The organism is Curtobacterium sp. MCBA15_013, from assembly GCF_001865095.1.
GTDB lineage: Bacteria > Actinomycetota > Actinomycetes > Actinomycetales > Microbacteriaceae > Curtobacterium.
This window is the reverse complement of sequence record NZ_MJGQ01000045.1, coordinates 289,400-305,218: the sequence shown is the minus strand read 5'-3', so window position 1 is coordinate 305,218 and position 15,819 is coordinate 289,400. Positions and strand designations below refer to the sequence as shown.

The following is a 15,819-nucleotide window of genomic DNA, read 5'->3' as shown; positions in this document are numbered from 1 at the left end:
GTCCGGTGGGTCTGCCCGACCTGCTTGCTACTCCGAGGCGTCCCGGGCAGCGCGGGTCCGGCGGACCATCAGCAGCACCAGGCCGCCGAGGAGCAGTGCGGCCGCGAGGCCGATGCCCGTGCCCATCGCGAGCGGCGACCCGGTGAACGCGAGCGCACCGGTGCTCGACCCGACCGGCGCGTGCGACGGGGTCGCCGCTGCGGTCGGGTCGGCGGTCGGGTCCGCTGCCGGGGTGACCGTGGCGGGTGCGGCGACGACGACGACCTCGATCGTGGTGGTCGACGCCGCGAAGGACGCGTCCCCGCTGTAGGACACCGTCACGGTGTTCGTCCCGACGGGCAGCGCGTCGGTCTCGCAGCTCGTCTCGGGGAGCGTCGCCGTGCACAGGACGGTCCCGTCCGCCGCGGTGAAGGTCACCGTGCCGGTCGCGCCGGTCGGCAGGCCGGACGCACTGAGGCGGACCGTGGTGCCGACGACCGCGCGGGTCGTGTCGGTCGAGCCGACCAGCTCGGTCGGCTGCGCGGTCACGACCAGGTCGAAGGGGTCGCCCTCGGCCGGCTCGTAGTTGTCGTCACCGCTGTACCGGGCGTGCACGCGGTAGGTGCCACCCGCGAGGTCGGCGGGGACGTCGCAGGTCGTGTCGGGCAGGGTCGCGGTGCAGAGCACGGTGCCGTCGTCGGTGACGTAGTCGATCGTCCCGGTGGCGTCCTTCGGCACGTTCGGGCTCCCGAGCGTGGTGGTCTCGCCGTGCGTCGCGGTCACCGTCGTGTCGGTGCCGGGGCCGGACGGGTCGGACGGTCCACTCGGGTCCGTCGGGTCGGACGTGCCCGGCGTGATGGTGGTCGCGGCCTTCCGGACGGTGAGGTCGACCGCCACGGCCGTGGAGCCCTCGTACCGACCGTCGCCCGAGTAGACCGCGGTCACCGAGTGCGTCCCGGCGGCGAGCCCGGAGACGTCGCAGCTCGTGGCCGGCAGGGTCGCCGTGCAGAGGACCTTCCCGCCGGCGCGGAACTCGACGGTCCCGGTCGGTGCGGGCCGGTCGCCGTCGACGGCGTCGAGGCCGTCGACCGCGAGGGTCACGGTCGTGCCGTACGTCGTGGACGCCGGCGTCGACGTCACGGTGATCGCGGTCGGGACCTTCGAGACGACGAGCGAGCCGTCACCCGTGGCCGAGGCGTGGTCGGCGTCACCCTGGTAGGTCGCGGTGATCCCGCGGGTGCCGACCGTCGAGGTCGGGACGTCGCAGGACGCGGCTCCGGAGGCGAGCGTCGCGGTGCAGAGCACGGCGCCGGACTCGGTGTCCGTGAACACGACGGACCCGGTCGGCGTGGTCGCCCCGTCGGACTCCCCGGAGGCGACGCTCGCCGTCAGGGTGGCGCGGTCGCCGACGACCGCTGCGGCCGCACCGACCGAGACGGTGCTCGACTGCGGCTGGACCTCGACGGCACGGGTGACGGTCACGGCCTCGGCGTCGGTGGAGGCGACGACGGTCGAGACGGTGGCGGTGCGGGCGGCGCCGGACACCGTGTACGGGATCGTCAGCGTCGGCAGGACGGTACCCGGCGTGCGGTCCGCCGCGGCCTGGTCGCACGTGACGACCTGACCGGCGGCGGTGCAGCTCCAGCCGTCGCCGCTCGCCGTGGCGACGTCGGGCGTGACACCCGTCGGGAAGGTGGTGGTGGTGCGCACGAGCTGCGCTTCCGAGCCACCGTCGGCCGACACGGTGGGGGTGAGGGTGTACGTGCCCGAGCCGGCGTGCGCGACCTTCGCCGCGCCTCCCGTCTGGGCGGTCAGTACCGGCACCGGACCGGCGACGGTCGTGGTCTTGAGTGCGTTGACCTCGTGCACGTCGTTCGATCCACCGGTGCCCGCGACCCATCCGTAGGTGAGCTTGTACGGGTACCCGGTGGTCTGGTCGACCCACGAGGACGGCACGCCCGCGACGTTGCTGCCGCCCTTCAGCGTGGGGAGCGCGCCGGCCAGGACCTGCCGGGTCCCACCGCTCGACGTGAAGACGACCTTGAACGTGCCCGGATCGACCGACACGTCCGTGTTCCCGGTGCCCTGCGCGCGCAGGGTCGAGGTCGTCGGGTTGATGACGATCTCGACGGGGACCTTCGCGGTGGTGCGGTCGGTCACCCCGGTTCGGCTGAGCGTGCCGTTGCCCGCGAGCGGGGTGCCCGCGGTCGTCGAGACGATGCAGTAGCCGTTCAGGCCGTTGCCGGGGCCCCGGACCGTGACGTTGTTCGCGTAGGCGGCAGCGGACGCGTCCGCGGTGCAGCCCGAGCCGCCGAACGCCTTGTTCGAGAAGTTGCCGAACCGGTCGAGGCCGACGCCGAGGTAGGCGTGGGAGAGCCCCGACGCCTTCGTGCCGATGGACGCGTTCTGGCTGTCGGTGATGCTCGCGCTGTAGCCCAGCGAGCCGCCGAGGTACCCGATCTTCTCGGGGACCTCGGGGTTGTACGGGTCGGTCGCGGCGAGGTAGAAGACGATCCCGTCCGCGCCGTTGCCGTTGTACTGGTAGCTGTCGAAGACGGCGTCGATGCCCTTGGTGATCGGGACCGACTGGCGGGAGCCGACGCCGCCGGCCTTGTCGCCCTGCGCGGTCGTCAGGCGGAGCGCCCCGTTGCCGCTCGCGTCACGGACCGAACCGGAGGCGATGCCCTTGCCGTCCGTGGTGCAGGTCGGGATGCTGCCGTCGTTGCTGGTGCCGGAGGCCGGGGCCGCGGTGAGGCACGCCTCGTTCGCCGCGCCGGACTGCGTGGACGGCAGGAGGTAGCCGTCGCCGACCGAACCGGTCGTGAACCCCTCGTTCACGAACGTGGTCTGCGCGGGAGCGGCGGCGGACGCGGTGGACGCACCCGCCCCCACGAGCGCGAGACCGGCGAGGCCGGCGACGACGACGCCGGAGAGGATGCTGCGAGCGCGCGCGACGGCACGCTTCTGTGGTTGTGTACGCACTGGAGCCCTGTTCAGTGAGAAGAGCGGTGCCGACGAGGAGCGTGCGCGCCCGGCTCGTCGGCTCGGGTCCTCACACCGTAGGGCCGGATCGGGTACCCGCGGGTCTCGAAACGACCGTTCGCACCACAACTGGGGACACGCCCGGGCCCGTGAGTCGCGTCGAGCGCTCGTACTGGCCCCACTCCGGGTGGCCGCAGAGGCGGTCGGTGCTCAGTCGCCGTGGACGATGCAGACCGCGTCGAGGTCCATCGCGGCCTCGAGCGCGGCGGAGATCCCGGACTCGCCGTCCGCCCCCTCGGGCGTCACGGTGTCCACCCACCACAGCGGCGTCGACAGCGTCGGGGCGTCCGGCAGGATCCGTTCGACCTCGTCGAGGGCGTCCACGCGCCGCACCGCGAGCACGGTGATCACCGGGTGCGTGGCGTCCCGGCAGACCTGCATCATCGGGCCGTCGTCGAGCGCCCGGACACCCCAGGACTCGTCGTGCAGGAGCAGCGCCTCGGCGACGTCGCGCGTCTCCACCGGCCCGCGGCAGAGCAGGGTGACGTCACGGGGCACGGTGACCGCCGAACACGTGCGAACCGTCCCCGACGTGGCCGTCCAGCGTGCCCTCGTCGTGCGCCGGGTCGAGCGGGGCACCACCGACGAGCTGCAGGAACCGGTCCTCGTCGATGCGGTCGAGGAACGCCTCGAGCGCTTCCCAGCCGTCGTCGAAGCGCACGACGAGACCGCCGCCGCCGAACGTCGAGGTGGTCGTGCGCGGCGGGGGCCACACGCCGTCCCGGTCGAGGAACTCGGTCGCCTCGGGTCCGACCACGACCGCCAGCGGAGCGGGTTCGCCGTGCGAGACGGCACGGACGAGGTGGTCGGCGTCACCACGACGCTGCATCACCACACCGAAGACGGGTTCGACGTCCTCGGCGACGCGGTGCACGGCGTCGAGGAGCCGCGGCGCGAGCGTCTGGTCGGCGCCGTCCTCGGGGATCGAGAGCACGGCGGACATCGTCTCGACGACCACGCCGTCGAGCAGGTGCGCGGTCATCGTCGCCGAGAAGCCCTCGCCCACGGCGTACGACGTCGACACCGCCGGGGCCTCGTGCTTGGCGTACTGCGTGACGACCCAGCGGTCCCACGGCACGGTGAGCGGTTCGGCGGTGCCCCAGCGCGTCGGGCAGGTGCCGACCGTCTCGCAGAGGGCCTCGATCGCGGACCCGATGTCGATCGCGCGTTCGGCGTGGTGGCGCAGCGTGAGGTCGATGCTGATCTGCCGGACCGAGTCGCGTGCGACGGGGTGTTCCGGCGAGGGCGTGCCGACGAGCTCGGGGCCGCGGTGCACGAAGTCCTCGATGCGGGAGGCTGCGACGCCGGTCCGTCCGTCGCGGAGCGTGCCGTCGGGATCGGTGACGGCCCACGCGGCCCCGTACGCGCCGAGGGCGTGCCGGAGCGCCGGTGTGAGCGCGGAGCCGGGCCCGGTGCGGAGGACGACGAAGCGTCCGGACTCGGATGCCCGACGGAGCAGGGAGGCGAGCGCCTCGGTCAGCCACACCACCGGCGAGGCCGAGTCGACCACGATCGCGGGGCCGACCACGTCGTCGATGAGGGGATGTCTGACCATCCGGGTCCTCCTCGGGTTCGCGGGTCGCTCGATCCACCTGGACGGTACACACGGGGGCGACACCTGTCCGTCAGACGGACCGGCTCACAGCGGAGACACGGGTCCGGCCAGGAGGCGCGGTGCGGGTCGGCAGCGCCACGCTCGGCGGGCACTCGGCTGGCGTCCAGCGCAGAATCCGCTAGGCTTGCGACGTCCCGCTGAGCGGGGTGCGCGAGTGTAGTTCAATGGTAGAACTCCAGCTTCCCAAGCTGGTAGCGCGGGTTCGATTCCCGTCACTCGCTCCAACTAGCATCGTGCTGTGGAGTCCAAGCCGGCATCTGTCCTCAAGGCGATCAGGGCCGAGATCATCGCCGGTACGCTGCCACGCGGCTCCCGCCTGAAGGAAGACGCCCTGGCCGAACGCTTCGGGGTCTCACGGGTCCCCGTGCGTGAAGCACTCCGTCAGCTGGAGACCGAGGGGTTCGTCGAGTCCGAGAAGTTCAAGGGCGTCCGCGTCGCCGACTCCTCGACCGAGGTCGTCATCGAGCTCATGCAGATCCGCCGCGGACTCGAGGTGCTGGCTGCCGAGCTCGCCGCTCGTCGCCAGGGCGGCGAGTGCGCCGACCTGCTGCGCGCCGTCGGTCACGAGGAACGGTCCGACCAGGAGATCGAGGCCGCGCAGTCGCCGCGGTTCGCGTTCCACGGGCTGGTGGCGCGCGCCGCGGGGAACAGCCGACTCGAGACGATGATCGACCACCTGATCCACCAGACTGCCTGGGCCTTCGAGCGCGTGACGCAGGACGAGGTGGCGTCGAGCAGCGATGACCACACCGCCGTCGCCGGCGCGATCCTGCGCGGCGCCTCGGTGCAAGCGGGCCTGCTGATGGACGAGCACCTGCGCCGCGACGAAGCGATCTACCGGGCGCTGAACCCCTAGGAACGTATACGAAACCCCACGAGGGGTTTGGTTGACGTCGGCCCTAATGCTTGAATGTCCGGGTGACACAGGCAGCCGTAACGAACCGTCTCGTGTTCGAAACCAGCCTGAAACAGCTTTTCGTATACAAAAGAGTGACCGCACGGTGCACCGCCCTCACTCTTCCCCCGCTGGAGTCACGAATGTCCGCTGTCACCCGCTCCACCGCACCAACCCGAACCGCGTCCGCCGCCCGACCCGAGGGCGGCATCGGATCCGCCCTCGACTCGATCGGCTTCACCCGGGCCCAGTTCTGGGTCCTCATGCTCATCCTCGCCGGGGAGTTCTTCGACACGCTCGAGCAGAACTCCGTCGGCGCGATGGCCACCAACATCAAGGCCTCGCTCGCCATCGGCGACGTGCAGCTCTCGACGATCAACACCGCCACCGTCCTGGGTGGCCTGGTCGGACGGTTCCTGGCCGGCTGGCTCGCCGACAAGTACGGCCGACGGTTCTCGCTCGGCCTCAACCTGCTCGTCTACACGCTCGGCGGCCTGCTCAGCGCGGTGTCGTTCAACTTCGACATGCTGCTCGTCAGTCGGTTCATCGTCGGCATCGGCGTCGGCGGCGAGTTCATGATCGGCATCGCGATGCTGTCCGAGATGGTGGCCACGAAGTACCGCGGTGGTCTCATCGCGACCATCAACGTCGGTGCCGGCGGCATCGGCAACTTCATCTCCTACGGCCTCTTCCTGCTGCTGCTCGGGCCGCTGGCCGTCCCGCTCGGTGGTGACGACCACGTCTGGCGCTGGACCTTCGTGATCCTCGCGATCCCCGCACTGTTCGTCGTCCTGTACCGCCGCAAGCTGCCCGAGACGCCGCGCTGGTTGCTCTCGAAGGGCCGTGTCGACGAGGCGAACCGATCGCTCGCGATCCTCGCTTCGAACACGCTCACGCCGCCCGCCGAGACCGCGCCCCCGGTGCGTCTGACGCCGGCTGACCTGCCCCCGGTCGCGCTGCACTCCTCGCCCGCCGCGGTCTTCCACAAGCTGGTGCTCCGCCGGACGATCGCGATCGGCGTCGCGTCGTGGATGGCCTTCGGCGTCCAGGTCACCCTGAACTTCCTGATGCCGACCCTGCTCGTCGAGCGCGGCTACACGGTGTCGCAGAGCCTGCTCTACACGATGATCATGAACATCGGTTCGCTCCTCGGGTGCACGGCAGCGGCACTCCTCGCCAACCGCGTCGGACGCCGGCCCCTCATCGCCGTCGCGGGCATCCTCGGCTGCCTCACCGCCCTGGCGTTCGCGGCGTTCGGCAACGACACCGCCGCGATCCTCGTGCTCGGCGCCCTCTTCCAGTTCTTCACGATGCTGACGAACACCACGCTCGCCGCCTGGACCGCCGAGGTCTACCCGACCGCGATCCGCGCATCCGGCGCCTCGATCGTCAACGGCATCGGCAACATCGCCGGAGCGGTCATGCCCTTCGCGGCCATCGCCCTGTACGGCTCGTGGGCCTTCGCCGGTGTCTTCGGACTCGCCGCCGTCATGTACGCGGTGCTCGTGGTCGCGTCGCGCTTCGCCCCCGAGAGCCGCGGGCGGTCCCTCGAGGACGTCAACGAGAACGCCCTCTCGACCTCCACCGCCTGACCGACGGCACCACCCGCACCACCCCGGTGGGCCGGACATCCCGGCCCACCACCCCACGATCGGAGAACACCATGGACACCCTGAAGATCTCGGCGACCGCGAACGGCCTGAACTACCTGCCCGAGTACGTCGCCGACGTCGGCGGACTGTTCGCCGAGCGCGGCCTGGCCGTCACCGCGAAGGCGTGCGACCCGTGGACCGGCGTGCTCGACGACATCGACTCGCACGAGGCCGACCTCGCGCTCGGCGGCCTGTGGGTCCCCGCGATGTACGCCGGCACCTCGAGGAAGCTCTCCGTCGTGGGACAGCTCAACCACGGGTTCCCGATGACCATCGTCGCCCGCGACGAGACCGCCCCGATCACCCTGGACTGGCTCGCCGGCAAGGTCGTCCTGGCGCCCGGGGCCGGCGGCAGCGCACCGTACGAGTTCACCGCCGGACTCGTCCGCGAGGCCGGGTTCGACGTCGCCGCGACCCGCTTCGTCCGTGACCTCTCCACCGCGATGCTCATCGAGCTCTACCAGGGCGGCCTCGGTGACGCGATCATCCTCGACCTCGTCTCCGCCCAGGAACTCGTCGCCGCCGGTGGGGGCACCATCGTCTTCCGGCACCTCGACGCCGGTGGCGTGATGCCGAACAGCGTCTACTACACGCGCACGGACCGCATCGACGAGCTCGGCGACCGGGTCGACCGGTTCATCGACGGCATCGCCGCCGCGATGGCCAAGATCACCGCGGGCGACGCCGACGCCGAGATCGCGGCCGTGCTCGCCGCCCGGTGGCCGGAGAAGGACGCTGCCCTGCTGCGGCGGGCCGCCGACGAGATGGCCGCCGGGGGCGTCTGGGACACCGCGGTCGTCGACCGCGACGCCTCCGACCGCTGGATGCGCATCCTGTTCGACGGCGGGCTCACGACCCACACCCCGTCGCTCGAGGAGCTGCTCGGCGCCTCGACCGCCGTCGCCGCGTCGTGACCGTCGTCCTCGGCGCCGCCGACGTCGCCGGTCTCATCGACGCCGTCGACGTCGTCGGGGCCGTGGAGGCCGTCCACGCCGACCTCGGGACCGGCGCGATGCAGCAGCCGGCTCCGGTCGCCCTGACCGGCGCCGACGACGCGCTCTTCCTGCCGATGGCCGTGCGGTCCGACCGACTGGGGCTCGTCGCCGTCAAGCTGATGGCCGACATCCCCGAGAACAGCGCACGGGGGCTGCCCTCGCAGCGGTCGACGATCCTGGTGTCCTCGTCGGTGACGGGCGAGTGCGTGGCGGTCCTCGACGGCATGGCCATCACCCGGGCCCGGACCGCGGCGACCACCGTGGTCGCGACGAAGCACCTCGCCCGCTCGGGCAGCCGGACCCTCGGGATCCTCGGCGCGGGCAACCTCGCCGTCGAGCACGTCCGCGCGTTCGAGGCCGTGCGACCGTTCGAGCGGATCGTCCTCTGGTCGCGCTCGTCGGGAACGGTCGCCCGCTTCCTCGACGCCGTCGGCCCGGACGTCGCCGGGCGGTGCGGGGTGGTGCACGAGGCCCGTCGGGTGGTCGAGGGGTCCGACGTGCTCTGCACCCTCACGCCCTCGGTCGATCCCGTCGTCCGAGGAGCCTGGTTGCACGTGGGCCAGCACGTGAACGCGGTCGGAGCACGTCCGCGCCCGACCCACCGGGAGCTCGACGGCGCCGCGATGGCGCGCGGCACCCTGTTCGTCGACAGCCGTGCGACGGCATGGACGAAGTCCGGCGACCTGCTCGAGGCCGTCGTCGAGGGGACGGTCCCGCAGGACCTCCACCCCGCTGAGCTCGGCGAGGTCGTCGCCGGGCGTGCCCCGGGCCGGACCACGGACGACGAGGTCACCGTGTTCGACTCGGTCGGGCTCGGCGCGCAGGACCTCGCCGTCGCCGCCCGCGTGATCGAGCTCGCGCGGGAACGGCGTGTCGGGACGGAGGTCGCGGTCGCGCGGGTCGGGGTACCGGTTCCCGGCAGGTGACCAGGGTCGGGCGGCAGGGTGCTGCCATGCGCCGTGCTCTCCCCCTGGTCATCGCCGGCATCGTCGCCGCACTCGCCCTGACCGGCTGCAGCGGCGGGAGCCCGGGCACCACCGCGGCCGCACCGTCACCGACGCGCACGCCCGCGTCCGCACCGACGCCCTCGCCGACCCCGACCATCGCCGCCGCCGACCGGGCTGCCGTCGCCCGCACCCTCGCCGACCTCGAGCGGGAGTACGACGCCACGGTCGGCGTCGTCGCGACCGACACCACCACCGGCGAGACCGTCGCGTACAACGGCGACCGCCGCTTCGGCTACGCGTCGACCCTCAAGGCGTTCGCGGCGGCGCAGTTCCTCCGCGCGGTGCACGGCGCCGACCGGGACGAGCGGGTGCGCTGGAGTGCGGCGGACGCCACCGCTGCCGGCCACTCCCCCGTCACGAGCGCGCACGTCGCCGACGGCCTGACGGTCGCCCAGCTCGCCGAGGCCGCGGTCCGGCAGAGCGACAACCTGGCCCTGAACCTCGTCCTCGACCGCATCGGAGGCCCCGCGGGTCTCGACCGAGCACTGGCGGAGCTCGGGGACCGCACCACCGAGGTCGTGCACGACGAACCGGCCCTCAACACGATCGAGCCCGGCAGCACCGAGGACACCACGACCCCGGCGGCGTTCGCGGCGACCCTCGCCACGGTGCTCGACGGCCAGACGCTCGGACGTTCCGACACCGCGCTGCTCGAGCACTGGATGAGCGGCAACGCCACCGGCGACACCCTCGTCCGCGCGGGCGCTCCCGAGGGCTGGACGGTGGTCGACAAGTCCGGCGGCGCGGGCGGCATCCGGAACGACGTCGCACGCGTGACCCGGCCGGACGGCGGCCCGATCGTCATCGCCGTCCTCACGACCCGCAACGCCCCCGACACCGCCTACGACGACGCCCTCGTCGCACGGTCCGCCGCGGCGGTGCTCGACGCGTTCGACGGCTGACGGCCGCCCGGCGTCACACGGCGTCATGCACGACACCTGTCGGGGACGCCGGGCAACTACGATCTGGTCATGTCCTCCCCCGACTCCCCCACGGTCGTCGTCGGCGCCGGCATCATCGGTCTGAGCACCGCGTGGCACCTCGCCGACCTCGGGCAGCGCGTCGTCCTCGTCGACAGCGGCCCCGCCGCCGGTGGCACGACGACCGCCGGCGCCGGGTTCGTGGGCCAGTGGGCAGCCGGGTACGCCTGGTACTGGAACGAGTCCGAACGCGACGTCGAGCAGTACGGCGTCGACTTCTACCGTCGGCTGGCCGAGTCCGGCCACGGTCCGACGGGCTACCGCCGCAACGGGAACGTCTGGCTGACGGTCACCGAACAGGGCCGCGCGGACCACATCCCGCCGTTCGAGGACCACCCGCTGCGCCCGGCCGGTGCGCGGACGCTCACCCCGGCCGAGGCCGCCGAGCTCGTCCCCGGACTCGACCCGTCCGCCGTGACGGCCGGCTTCCTGCACCCGGACGGCATCCAGATCAGCGCGCCCGACACGGCCGCCGCGCTGGTCGGTGCGCTGCGGGCGAAGGGCGTCGCGATCCGCGAGCACACCGCGGTCGCGGGCCTGGAGGCGCGGGACGGCTCCGTCACGGGCGTCCGGACCGCGGGTGGCGAGGTCATCGACGCCGCGCGGGTCGTCCTCGCCGCCGGCAGCTGGACGAACGCCCTGCTCGCGCCCCTCGGTCGCGAGCTCCCGACGGTGCGCGTGGTCGCGAGCCGCCTCGTGACGAAGCCGTTCGGCCTGCCGGGCACGCTGCCGACCCTGATGCTCCCCGAGCTCGAAGGGCTCTGGATCCGGGAGCACCGCGGCGGCCTGACCTACGGCGCCGGGAGCGGGTACGAGGCGCTGCACGTCGGTGGCGCGGACCGGGGCACCGATCCCGCGCGCCGCCCCGTCCGGACGGACCTGCTCGACGCCGTGCGGACCTCCGTGCACCCGATCGTCGCGCGGCTCCTCCCAGCGGCGGCGAGCGTGCTCGGAGCGGACGAGACCCCGACGCAGGGCGTGGTGTCGATGACCGCCGACCGGAACTTCATCGTCGGCCCGGTCCCCGAGCTCGCCGGGCTCGTGGTGGCCGGCGGGGACAACGAGTCCGGCGTCACCCACGGCCCCGGTCTCGGCCGGATCGCCGCCGAGCTGAGCGTCACGGGGACGACCACCCTCGGCGACCCGAGCCGGTACGACCCCGCACGCTTCCCGGCCCGTGCGCCGAGCGAGGCCGACGTCGTGGCGATGATGCCGGCCCGACGCGAGGCCGATGCCCGACGAGCCGGAGCGACGGCATGAGCGACCGGACGACGACGCACGTCGTGATCGGCGGCGGGGTCGTCGGCGCCGCCACCGCGTACGCCCTCACGCTCCGCGGCGAGCGCGTCGTGCTCGTCGAGCAGCACGAGCGGGGTCACCACCGGGGGTCGTCGCACGGCGCCACCCGGATCTTCCGGCAGGGCTACGCCGATGCCGAGTACGTCGCACTGACCACCCGGGCGCTCGCACTGTGGGAGGCGCTCGAGGCCGCGGCGGGCGAGGAGCTGATCGTCCGGACGGGCGCCGTCGACCACGGGCGGCCCGCGGTCGTCGACGCCATCGCCACGGCGCTCGCGGACGCCGGCATCCCCCACGAGACCCTCAGCCCGGACGCCGCCGCCGCGCGCTGGCCGGGCATCGCGTTCGAGGGGCACGTCCTGACGCACGCGACCGCGGGGCGGATCCGGTCCGACCGCGCGATCGAGGTGTTCCTCACGCTGGCCGACCGCACGGGGCTCGCCGACCTCCGCTTCGACACCCGGGTCACCGGGCTCGAGGACCACGGCGACGAGGTGACCGTGACGCTGTCCGACGGGTCCACCCACCGCACGTCCTCGGTGGTCGCGGCCGTGGGGTCGTGGGCACCCACGCTGGTGGGCGACCTGCTCGCGGAACGCGGGGCGCGCCTCCCGGCGCTCCGTGTCACGCAGGAGCAGCCCGCCCACTTCCCCAGCCGCCTGCCGGACGGGGCCTGGCCGAGCTTCGTGCACTGGGCCGACGGCGACGACGTGTACGGCCTGCTGACCCCGGGCGAGGGCGTCAAGGTCGGGTTCCACGGCACCGGCCCCGTGGTCGACCCCGACCACCGCGACTTCACTCCCGTGCCCGCCGAGGCCGAGCGCCTGCAGGCGTACGTCGCCCGGTACGTGCCGGGGGTCGACGCGACGAAGCCGACGTTCATCAGCTGCCTGTACGACAACTCCCCCGACGAGGACTTCGTGATCGACCGTCGAGGTCCGGTCACGGTCGCGACCGGGTTCTCCGGCCACGGCTTCAAGTTCGCGCCGTTGCTCGGCGACATGATCGCCGACCTCGCGACCGACGGGCCACCACCCCCGGCCCGCTTCTCCCTCTCGAAGCACCACCCCACTCCCTCAGGACCATGACGACCCGACTCCTCAGCGCCATCGCGCTCACCGCCACCGCCGCCGCCGTGCTCACCGGTTGCGCGTCCACCGGCTCGTCCGGCACGGACGCCGTCGACGGGCTCGTCGTCGGCACCACCGACGTCGTGACGTCCCTCGACCCGGCCGGCGCCTGGGACCGCGGGAGCTACACGGTGCAGACGCAGCTCTACCAGCACCTGCTCACCTACCCCGCCGGGAAGACCACGACCAGCCCCGAGGTCGCGAAGTCCTGCGACTTCACCGACGGCACGCACTACGTGTGCGAGATCCGGGACGGCCTCACGTTCTCGAACGGTGACGACCTGACCGCAAAGGACGTGGTGTTCTCGTTCGAGCGCCAGGTGTCCCTCGGGTCGACGAACGGCCCGGGCTCGCTGCTGGCCAACATGGCGTCGGTGTCGGCGTCGGGCAGCACCGTGACGTTCACCCTGAAGCAGGCCGACGACCAGACGTTCCCGTACGTGCTCGCGAGCATGGCGGGGGCGATCGTGGACTCGAAGGTGTTCTCCGCGACGAAGGTGCACGCGAACGACGGGGTCGTGGGCTCCGGGCCCTACGCGCTGCAGGACGCCGCGGACGGCGAGGCGACGATCGCCCTCACCGCGAACACTCGGTACGACGGCGACGCGCCGGCCACGAAGAGCGTGACGATCAAGCAGTACACGAAGTCCGCGGACCTCAAGCTCGCCGTGCAGAAGGGCGACGCCGACGTCGCCTACCGCCAGCTCACCCCGACCGAGGTGACGTCGCTGTCCTCGGACGACTCGCTGCAGACCGTGCACGGCGACTCCGGCGAGGTCCGGTTCCTGGCCTTCAACCTGCAGACGATGCCCGGGAAGGATGCCGCGCAGAAGCAGGCGATCCGGCAGGCCGTCGCGGCGACGATCGACCGCGAGGCGATCGCGAAGGACGTCTACCAGGGCACCTACACCCCGGCGTACTCGATCGTGCCGAACGGGTTCCAGGGCGCGGCCGAGGCGTTCGAGGACGCGTACGACGGCGCCGACGCGAAGTCGATCCTGCGGGATGCCGGTGTGACCACTCCCGTGCGGCTGCCGATCGAGTACACGACCGACCACTACGGCTCGGGCTCCGACGACGAGTACGCGCTCATCCAGCAGCAGCTCGAGGACACCGGCCTGTTCACGGTCGACCTGCAGTCGGCCAGCTGGGACACCTACGTCGGGAACGTCGGCAAGGGCGAGTACCCCGTGTTCCAGCTCGGCTTCTTCCAGGACTACCCGGACGCCTCGTCGTACCTGACCCCGGCGTACGGCGCGACCGACGTGAACCTGCTCGCGAACCACTTCGACGACGCCACGGTGAACGGCCTCGTCGCGTCGCAGGCCGTCGAGCCGGACGCGGCCCAGCGGAAGCAGCAGATCGAGCAGATCCAGCAGGACACCGCCGAGTCGGTGCCGCTCATCCCGCTGCTCGCCGGGCAGGAGAACGTCATCGGGCAGGGGTCGCTGACCGGGCTGTCGAAGTCGGTCGACGCGTCCGGCGAGTTCCGGATCTGGGAGATCGGTCGCTCGTGAGCAGCTCACCGCTGCGCGCCGCCGTCCGCGCCCGCATGCCCGCCGGGCTCGACGTCCTCGCCGCGCTCGTCGTGATCCCGTCGGTCCACGACCCCGCCGTGCAGTCGCTCGACGACTGCCACCGGGTCGCGGAGGCGGTGCGGGTCGCGTTCGCCGACCTCGGCCTGGAGGCGCGACTCGCCACCACCGCGGACGGCTCGCAGGCGGTCATCGCGACCCACCCCGCGCCGGCCGGGGCGCCGACGGTGCTGCTCTACGCGCACCACGACGTGCAGCCCGCGGGCGACCTCGCGGCCTGGACGAGCGATCCGTGGACCCTGACACCGCGGGACGGGCGGCTGTACGGCCGCGGCGCGGCGGACTGCAAGGGCGGGATCGTCACGCACCTCGTGGCACTCCGGGCGCTGCTCGACGTGCACGGGGCGTTCCCGGTCGGGCTCGTCGTGGTCGTCGAGGGTTCGGAGGAGCAGGGCACCGACGGCCTCGAGCAGTACGTGTCGTCGCACGCCGCCGACTTCCGGCACGTGGACACCGCCGTCGTGATGGACGCCGGGAACGCCGCGGTCGGGGTGCCGGCGCTCGTGACGACGCTCCGGGGCACCGCGTTCGTCGAGCTCCGGGTCCGCGCGCTGCGGGGCACCGTGCACTCCGGGATGTTCGGCGGGGCGGCGCCGGACGCGATCGCGGTGCTGGTCGCGCTCCTCGCCACGCTCCGGGACGAGGTCGGCGACACCACAGTCGTCGGCCTCGACGCCTCGCAGACCTGGGACGGCCTGCCGTACGACGCCGACCGGTTCGCCGCCGACGCCGGGCTGCTCGACGGAGCGGAGCCGATCGGTTCGGCGGACCCCGCGTCCCAGGTCTGGGCACGCCCGGCCCTCACGGTCGTGGGCATCGACGCCCCGGCGGTCGCGGGGTCCTCGCCGTCCGTGCAGGCGACCGCCGGTGCCGCGCTGAACCTCCGCGTGCCGCCGGGTGTCGACCCCGCGGCGGCCGGCGAGCTGCTCGTCGCGCACCTGCTGCGTCGCGCACCGGCCGGCGTCGAGGTGACGGCTCGGGTCACCGGGGTGGGCGCCGGGTTCCGCGCCGAGGGCGGTCCGTCGTCGGCGGCGTTCCGCGCGGCGCTCTCGGAGGCGTACGACGGGGCCCCGGTCGGGTCGCTCGGCGGCGGCGGCTCGATCCCGCTGTGCGCGACGCTCGAGCGGGCGATCCCGGACGTCGAGGTGATCCTGGCCGGGGTGTCCGAGCCGGCGGCGAACGTGCACGGCCCGGACGAGAGCGTCGACCCGTCCGAGATCGAGCACATGGCCCTGGCCGAGGCGCTCTTCCTCGCCTCGCTCACCACCCCCTGACCCCGCGGCGGCCGATCACGCCGCGGGTGGGTGTCCGTGTTCGGTCTCGGCCGTGACCGTTCTGGTGCACGAATCCCGGGTCTCGCGAACCAGAACGGTCACCGACGCTGGCCGATGGCGGGTCCCATGCAGGTGACGGACGGCGCCGCTCGCCCAGGGCGTCCGGCCGTCGGAACCGCCGCTGCCGTCCGAGCGGGCCGGACCACCCGGGGCGCGCGGGCCGTCCGGACCGTCCGGGGCGCACGAGGCCCCCGGGCATTCTGGGGCGCGCGGGCCGTCCGGGGCGCACGAGGCGCCCGGCCCGTCCGGTGCGCCGGGGCGCGCGAGGCGCCCGGGTCGTCCGGGGCGCGCGGGCC

The 15,819-nt window shown here is 73.0% G+C and carries 12 protein-coding genes and 1 tRNA gene; 10 read left to right on the top strand and 3 right to left on the bottom strand.

Going from position 1 to position 15,819, the window contains the following annotated elements; all coding sequences use genetic code 11:
• Positions 1–27: 27 nt before the first annotated feature.
• The 3 genes from BIV01_RS15385 to BIV01_RS15375 form a co-directional block, all read right to left on the bottom strand.
• Positions 28–2,961: an Ig-like domain repeat protein gene (locus BIV01_RS15385; RefSeq protein ID WP_071303418.1), complete on the bottom strand. Its 2,934-nt coding sequence runs from the start codon at positions 2,959–2,961 to the stop codon at positions 28–30.
• Between the two features lie 210 nt (positions 2,962–3,171).
• Positions 3,172–3,519, bottom strand: a complete 348-nt coding sequence (locus BIV01_RS15380) for a hypothetical protein (RefSeq protein ID WP_070417120.1) — start codon at positions 3,517–3,519, stop codon at positions 3,172–3,174.
• A complete protein-coding gene (locus BIV01_RS15375; RefSeq protein ID WP_071303417.1) occupies positions 3,509–4,576 on the bottom strand; it encodes a DUF6177 family protein in 1,068 nt (355 codons plus the stop codon). The genes BIV01_RS15380 and BIV01_RS15375 overlap by 11 nt, the downstream gene beginning before the upstream one ends.
• A gap of 210 nt (positions 4,577–4,786) precedes the next feature.
• Here BIV01_RS15375 and BIV01_RS15370 point away from each other — a divergent pair.
• The 10 genes from BIV01_RS15370 (at position 4,787) to BIV01_RS15325 (ending at position 15,463) form a co-directional block, all read left to right on the top strand.
• A tRNA-Gly gene (locus tag BIV01_RS15370) sits at positions 4,787–4,860 on the top strand.
• Positions 4,861–4,874: 14 nt separating this feature from the next.
• Positions 4,875–5,492, top strand: coding sequence for a GntR family transcriptional regulator (locus BIV01_RS15365; RefSeq protein ID WP_070417122.1), 618 nt, complete (start codon positions 4,875–4,877; stop codon positions 5,490–5,492).
• 182 nt (positions 5,493–5,674) lie between these two features.
• Positions 5,675–7,123, top strand: coding sequence for an MFS transporter (locus tag BIV01_RS15360; RefSeq protein WP_254791851.1), 1,449 nt, complete (start codon positions 5,675–5,677; stop codon positions 7,121–7,123).
• A 71-nt stretch (positions 7,124–7,194) separates the two neighbouring features.
• On the top strand, positions 7,195–8,097 hold the full coding sequence (locus BIV01_RS15355; protein WP_071303416.1) for an ABC transporter substrate-binding protein: 903 nt from the start codon (positions 7,195–7,197) through the stop codon (positions 8,095–8,097).
• Positions 8,094–9,104 (top strand): ornithine cyclodeaminase family protein, encoded by a 1,011-nt coding sequence (locus BIV01_RS15350; RefSeq protein WP_071303415.1) that lies wholly within the window; start codon positions 8,094–8,096, stop codon positions 9,102–9,104. Before BIV01_RS15355 ends, BIV01_RS15350 begins: the two co-directional genes overlap by 4 nt.
• A gap of 26 nt (positions 9,105–9,130) precedes the next feature.
• Complete coding sequence (bla, locus tag BIV01_RS15345) at positions 9,131–10,087, top strand: class A beta-lactamase (protein ID WP_071303414.1); 957 nt, start codon at positions 9,131–9,133, stop codon at positions 10,085–10,087.
• A gap of 69 nt (positions 10,088–10,156) precedes the next feature.
• Positions 10,157–11,425, top strand: a complete 1,269-nt coding sequence (locus BIV01_RS15340; RefSeq protein ID WP_071303413.1) for an NAD(P)/FAD-dependent oxidoreductase — start codon at positions 10,157–10,159, stop codon at positions 11,423–11,425.
• Positions 11,422–12,552: an FAD-dependent oxidoreductase gene (locus tag BIV01_RS15335; protein WP_071303412.1), complete on the top strand. Its 1,131-nt coding sequence runs from the start codon at positions 11,422–11,424 to the stop codon at positions 12,550–12,552. Before BIV01_RS15340 ends, BIV01_RS15335 begins: the two co-directional genes overlap by 4 nt.
• On the top strand, positions 12,549–14,111 hold the full coding sequence (locus tag BIV01_RS15330) for an ABC transporter substrate-binding protein (RefSeq protein ID WP_071303411.1): 1,563 nt from the start codon (positions 12,549–12,551) through the stop codon (positions 14,109–14,111). The genes BIV01_RS15335 and BIV01_RS15330 overlap by 4 nt, the downstream gene beginning before the upstream one ends.
• On the top strand, positions 14,108–15,463 hold the full coding sequence (locus BIV01_RS15325; protein WP_083414072.1) for a M20/M25/M40 family metallo-hydrolase: 1,356 nt from the start codon (positions 14,108–14,110) through the stop codon (positions 15,461–15,463). The genes BIV01_RS15330 and BIV01_RS15325 overlap by 4 nt, the downstream gene beginning before the upstream one ends.
• Positions 15,464–15,819: the final 356 nt, after the last annotated feature.

Bases quoted from the DNA above. Each gene is read 5' to 3' on its own strand.
- BIV01_RS15375 (WP_071303417.1), bottom strand. From the start codon at position 4,576: ATGGTCAGACATCCCCTCATCGACGACGTGGTCGGCCCCGCGATCGTG.
- BIV01_RS15360 (WP_254791851.1), top strand. From the start codon at position 5,675: ATGTCCGCTGTCACCCGCTCCACCGCACCAACCCGAACCGCGTCCGCC.
- BIV01_RS15355 (WP_071303416.1), top strand. From the start codon at position 7,195: ATGGACACCCTGAAGATCTCGGCGACCGCGAACGGCCTGAACTACCTG.
- bla (WP_071303414.1), top strand. From the start codon at position 9,131: ATGCGCCGTGCTCTCCCCCTGGTCATCGCCGGCATCGTCGCCGCACTC.
- BIV01_RS15340 (WP_071303413.1), top strand. From the start codon at position 10,157: ATGTCCTCCCCCGACTCCCCCACGGTCGTCGTCGGCGCCGGCATCATC.
- BIV01_RS15335 (WP_071303412.1), top strand. From the start codon at position 11,422: ATGAGCGACCGGACGACGACGCACGTCGTGATCGGCGGCGGGGTCGTC.
- BIV01_RS15330 (WP_071303411.1), top strand. From the start codon at position 12,549: ATGACGACCCGACTCCTCAGCGCCATCGCGCTCACCGCCACCGCCGCC.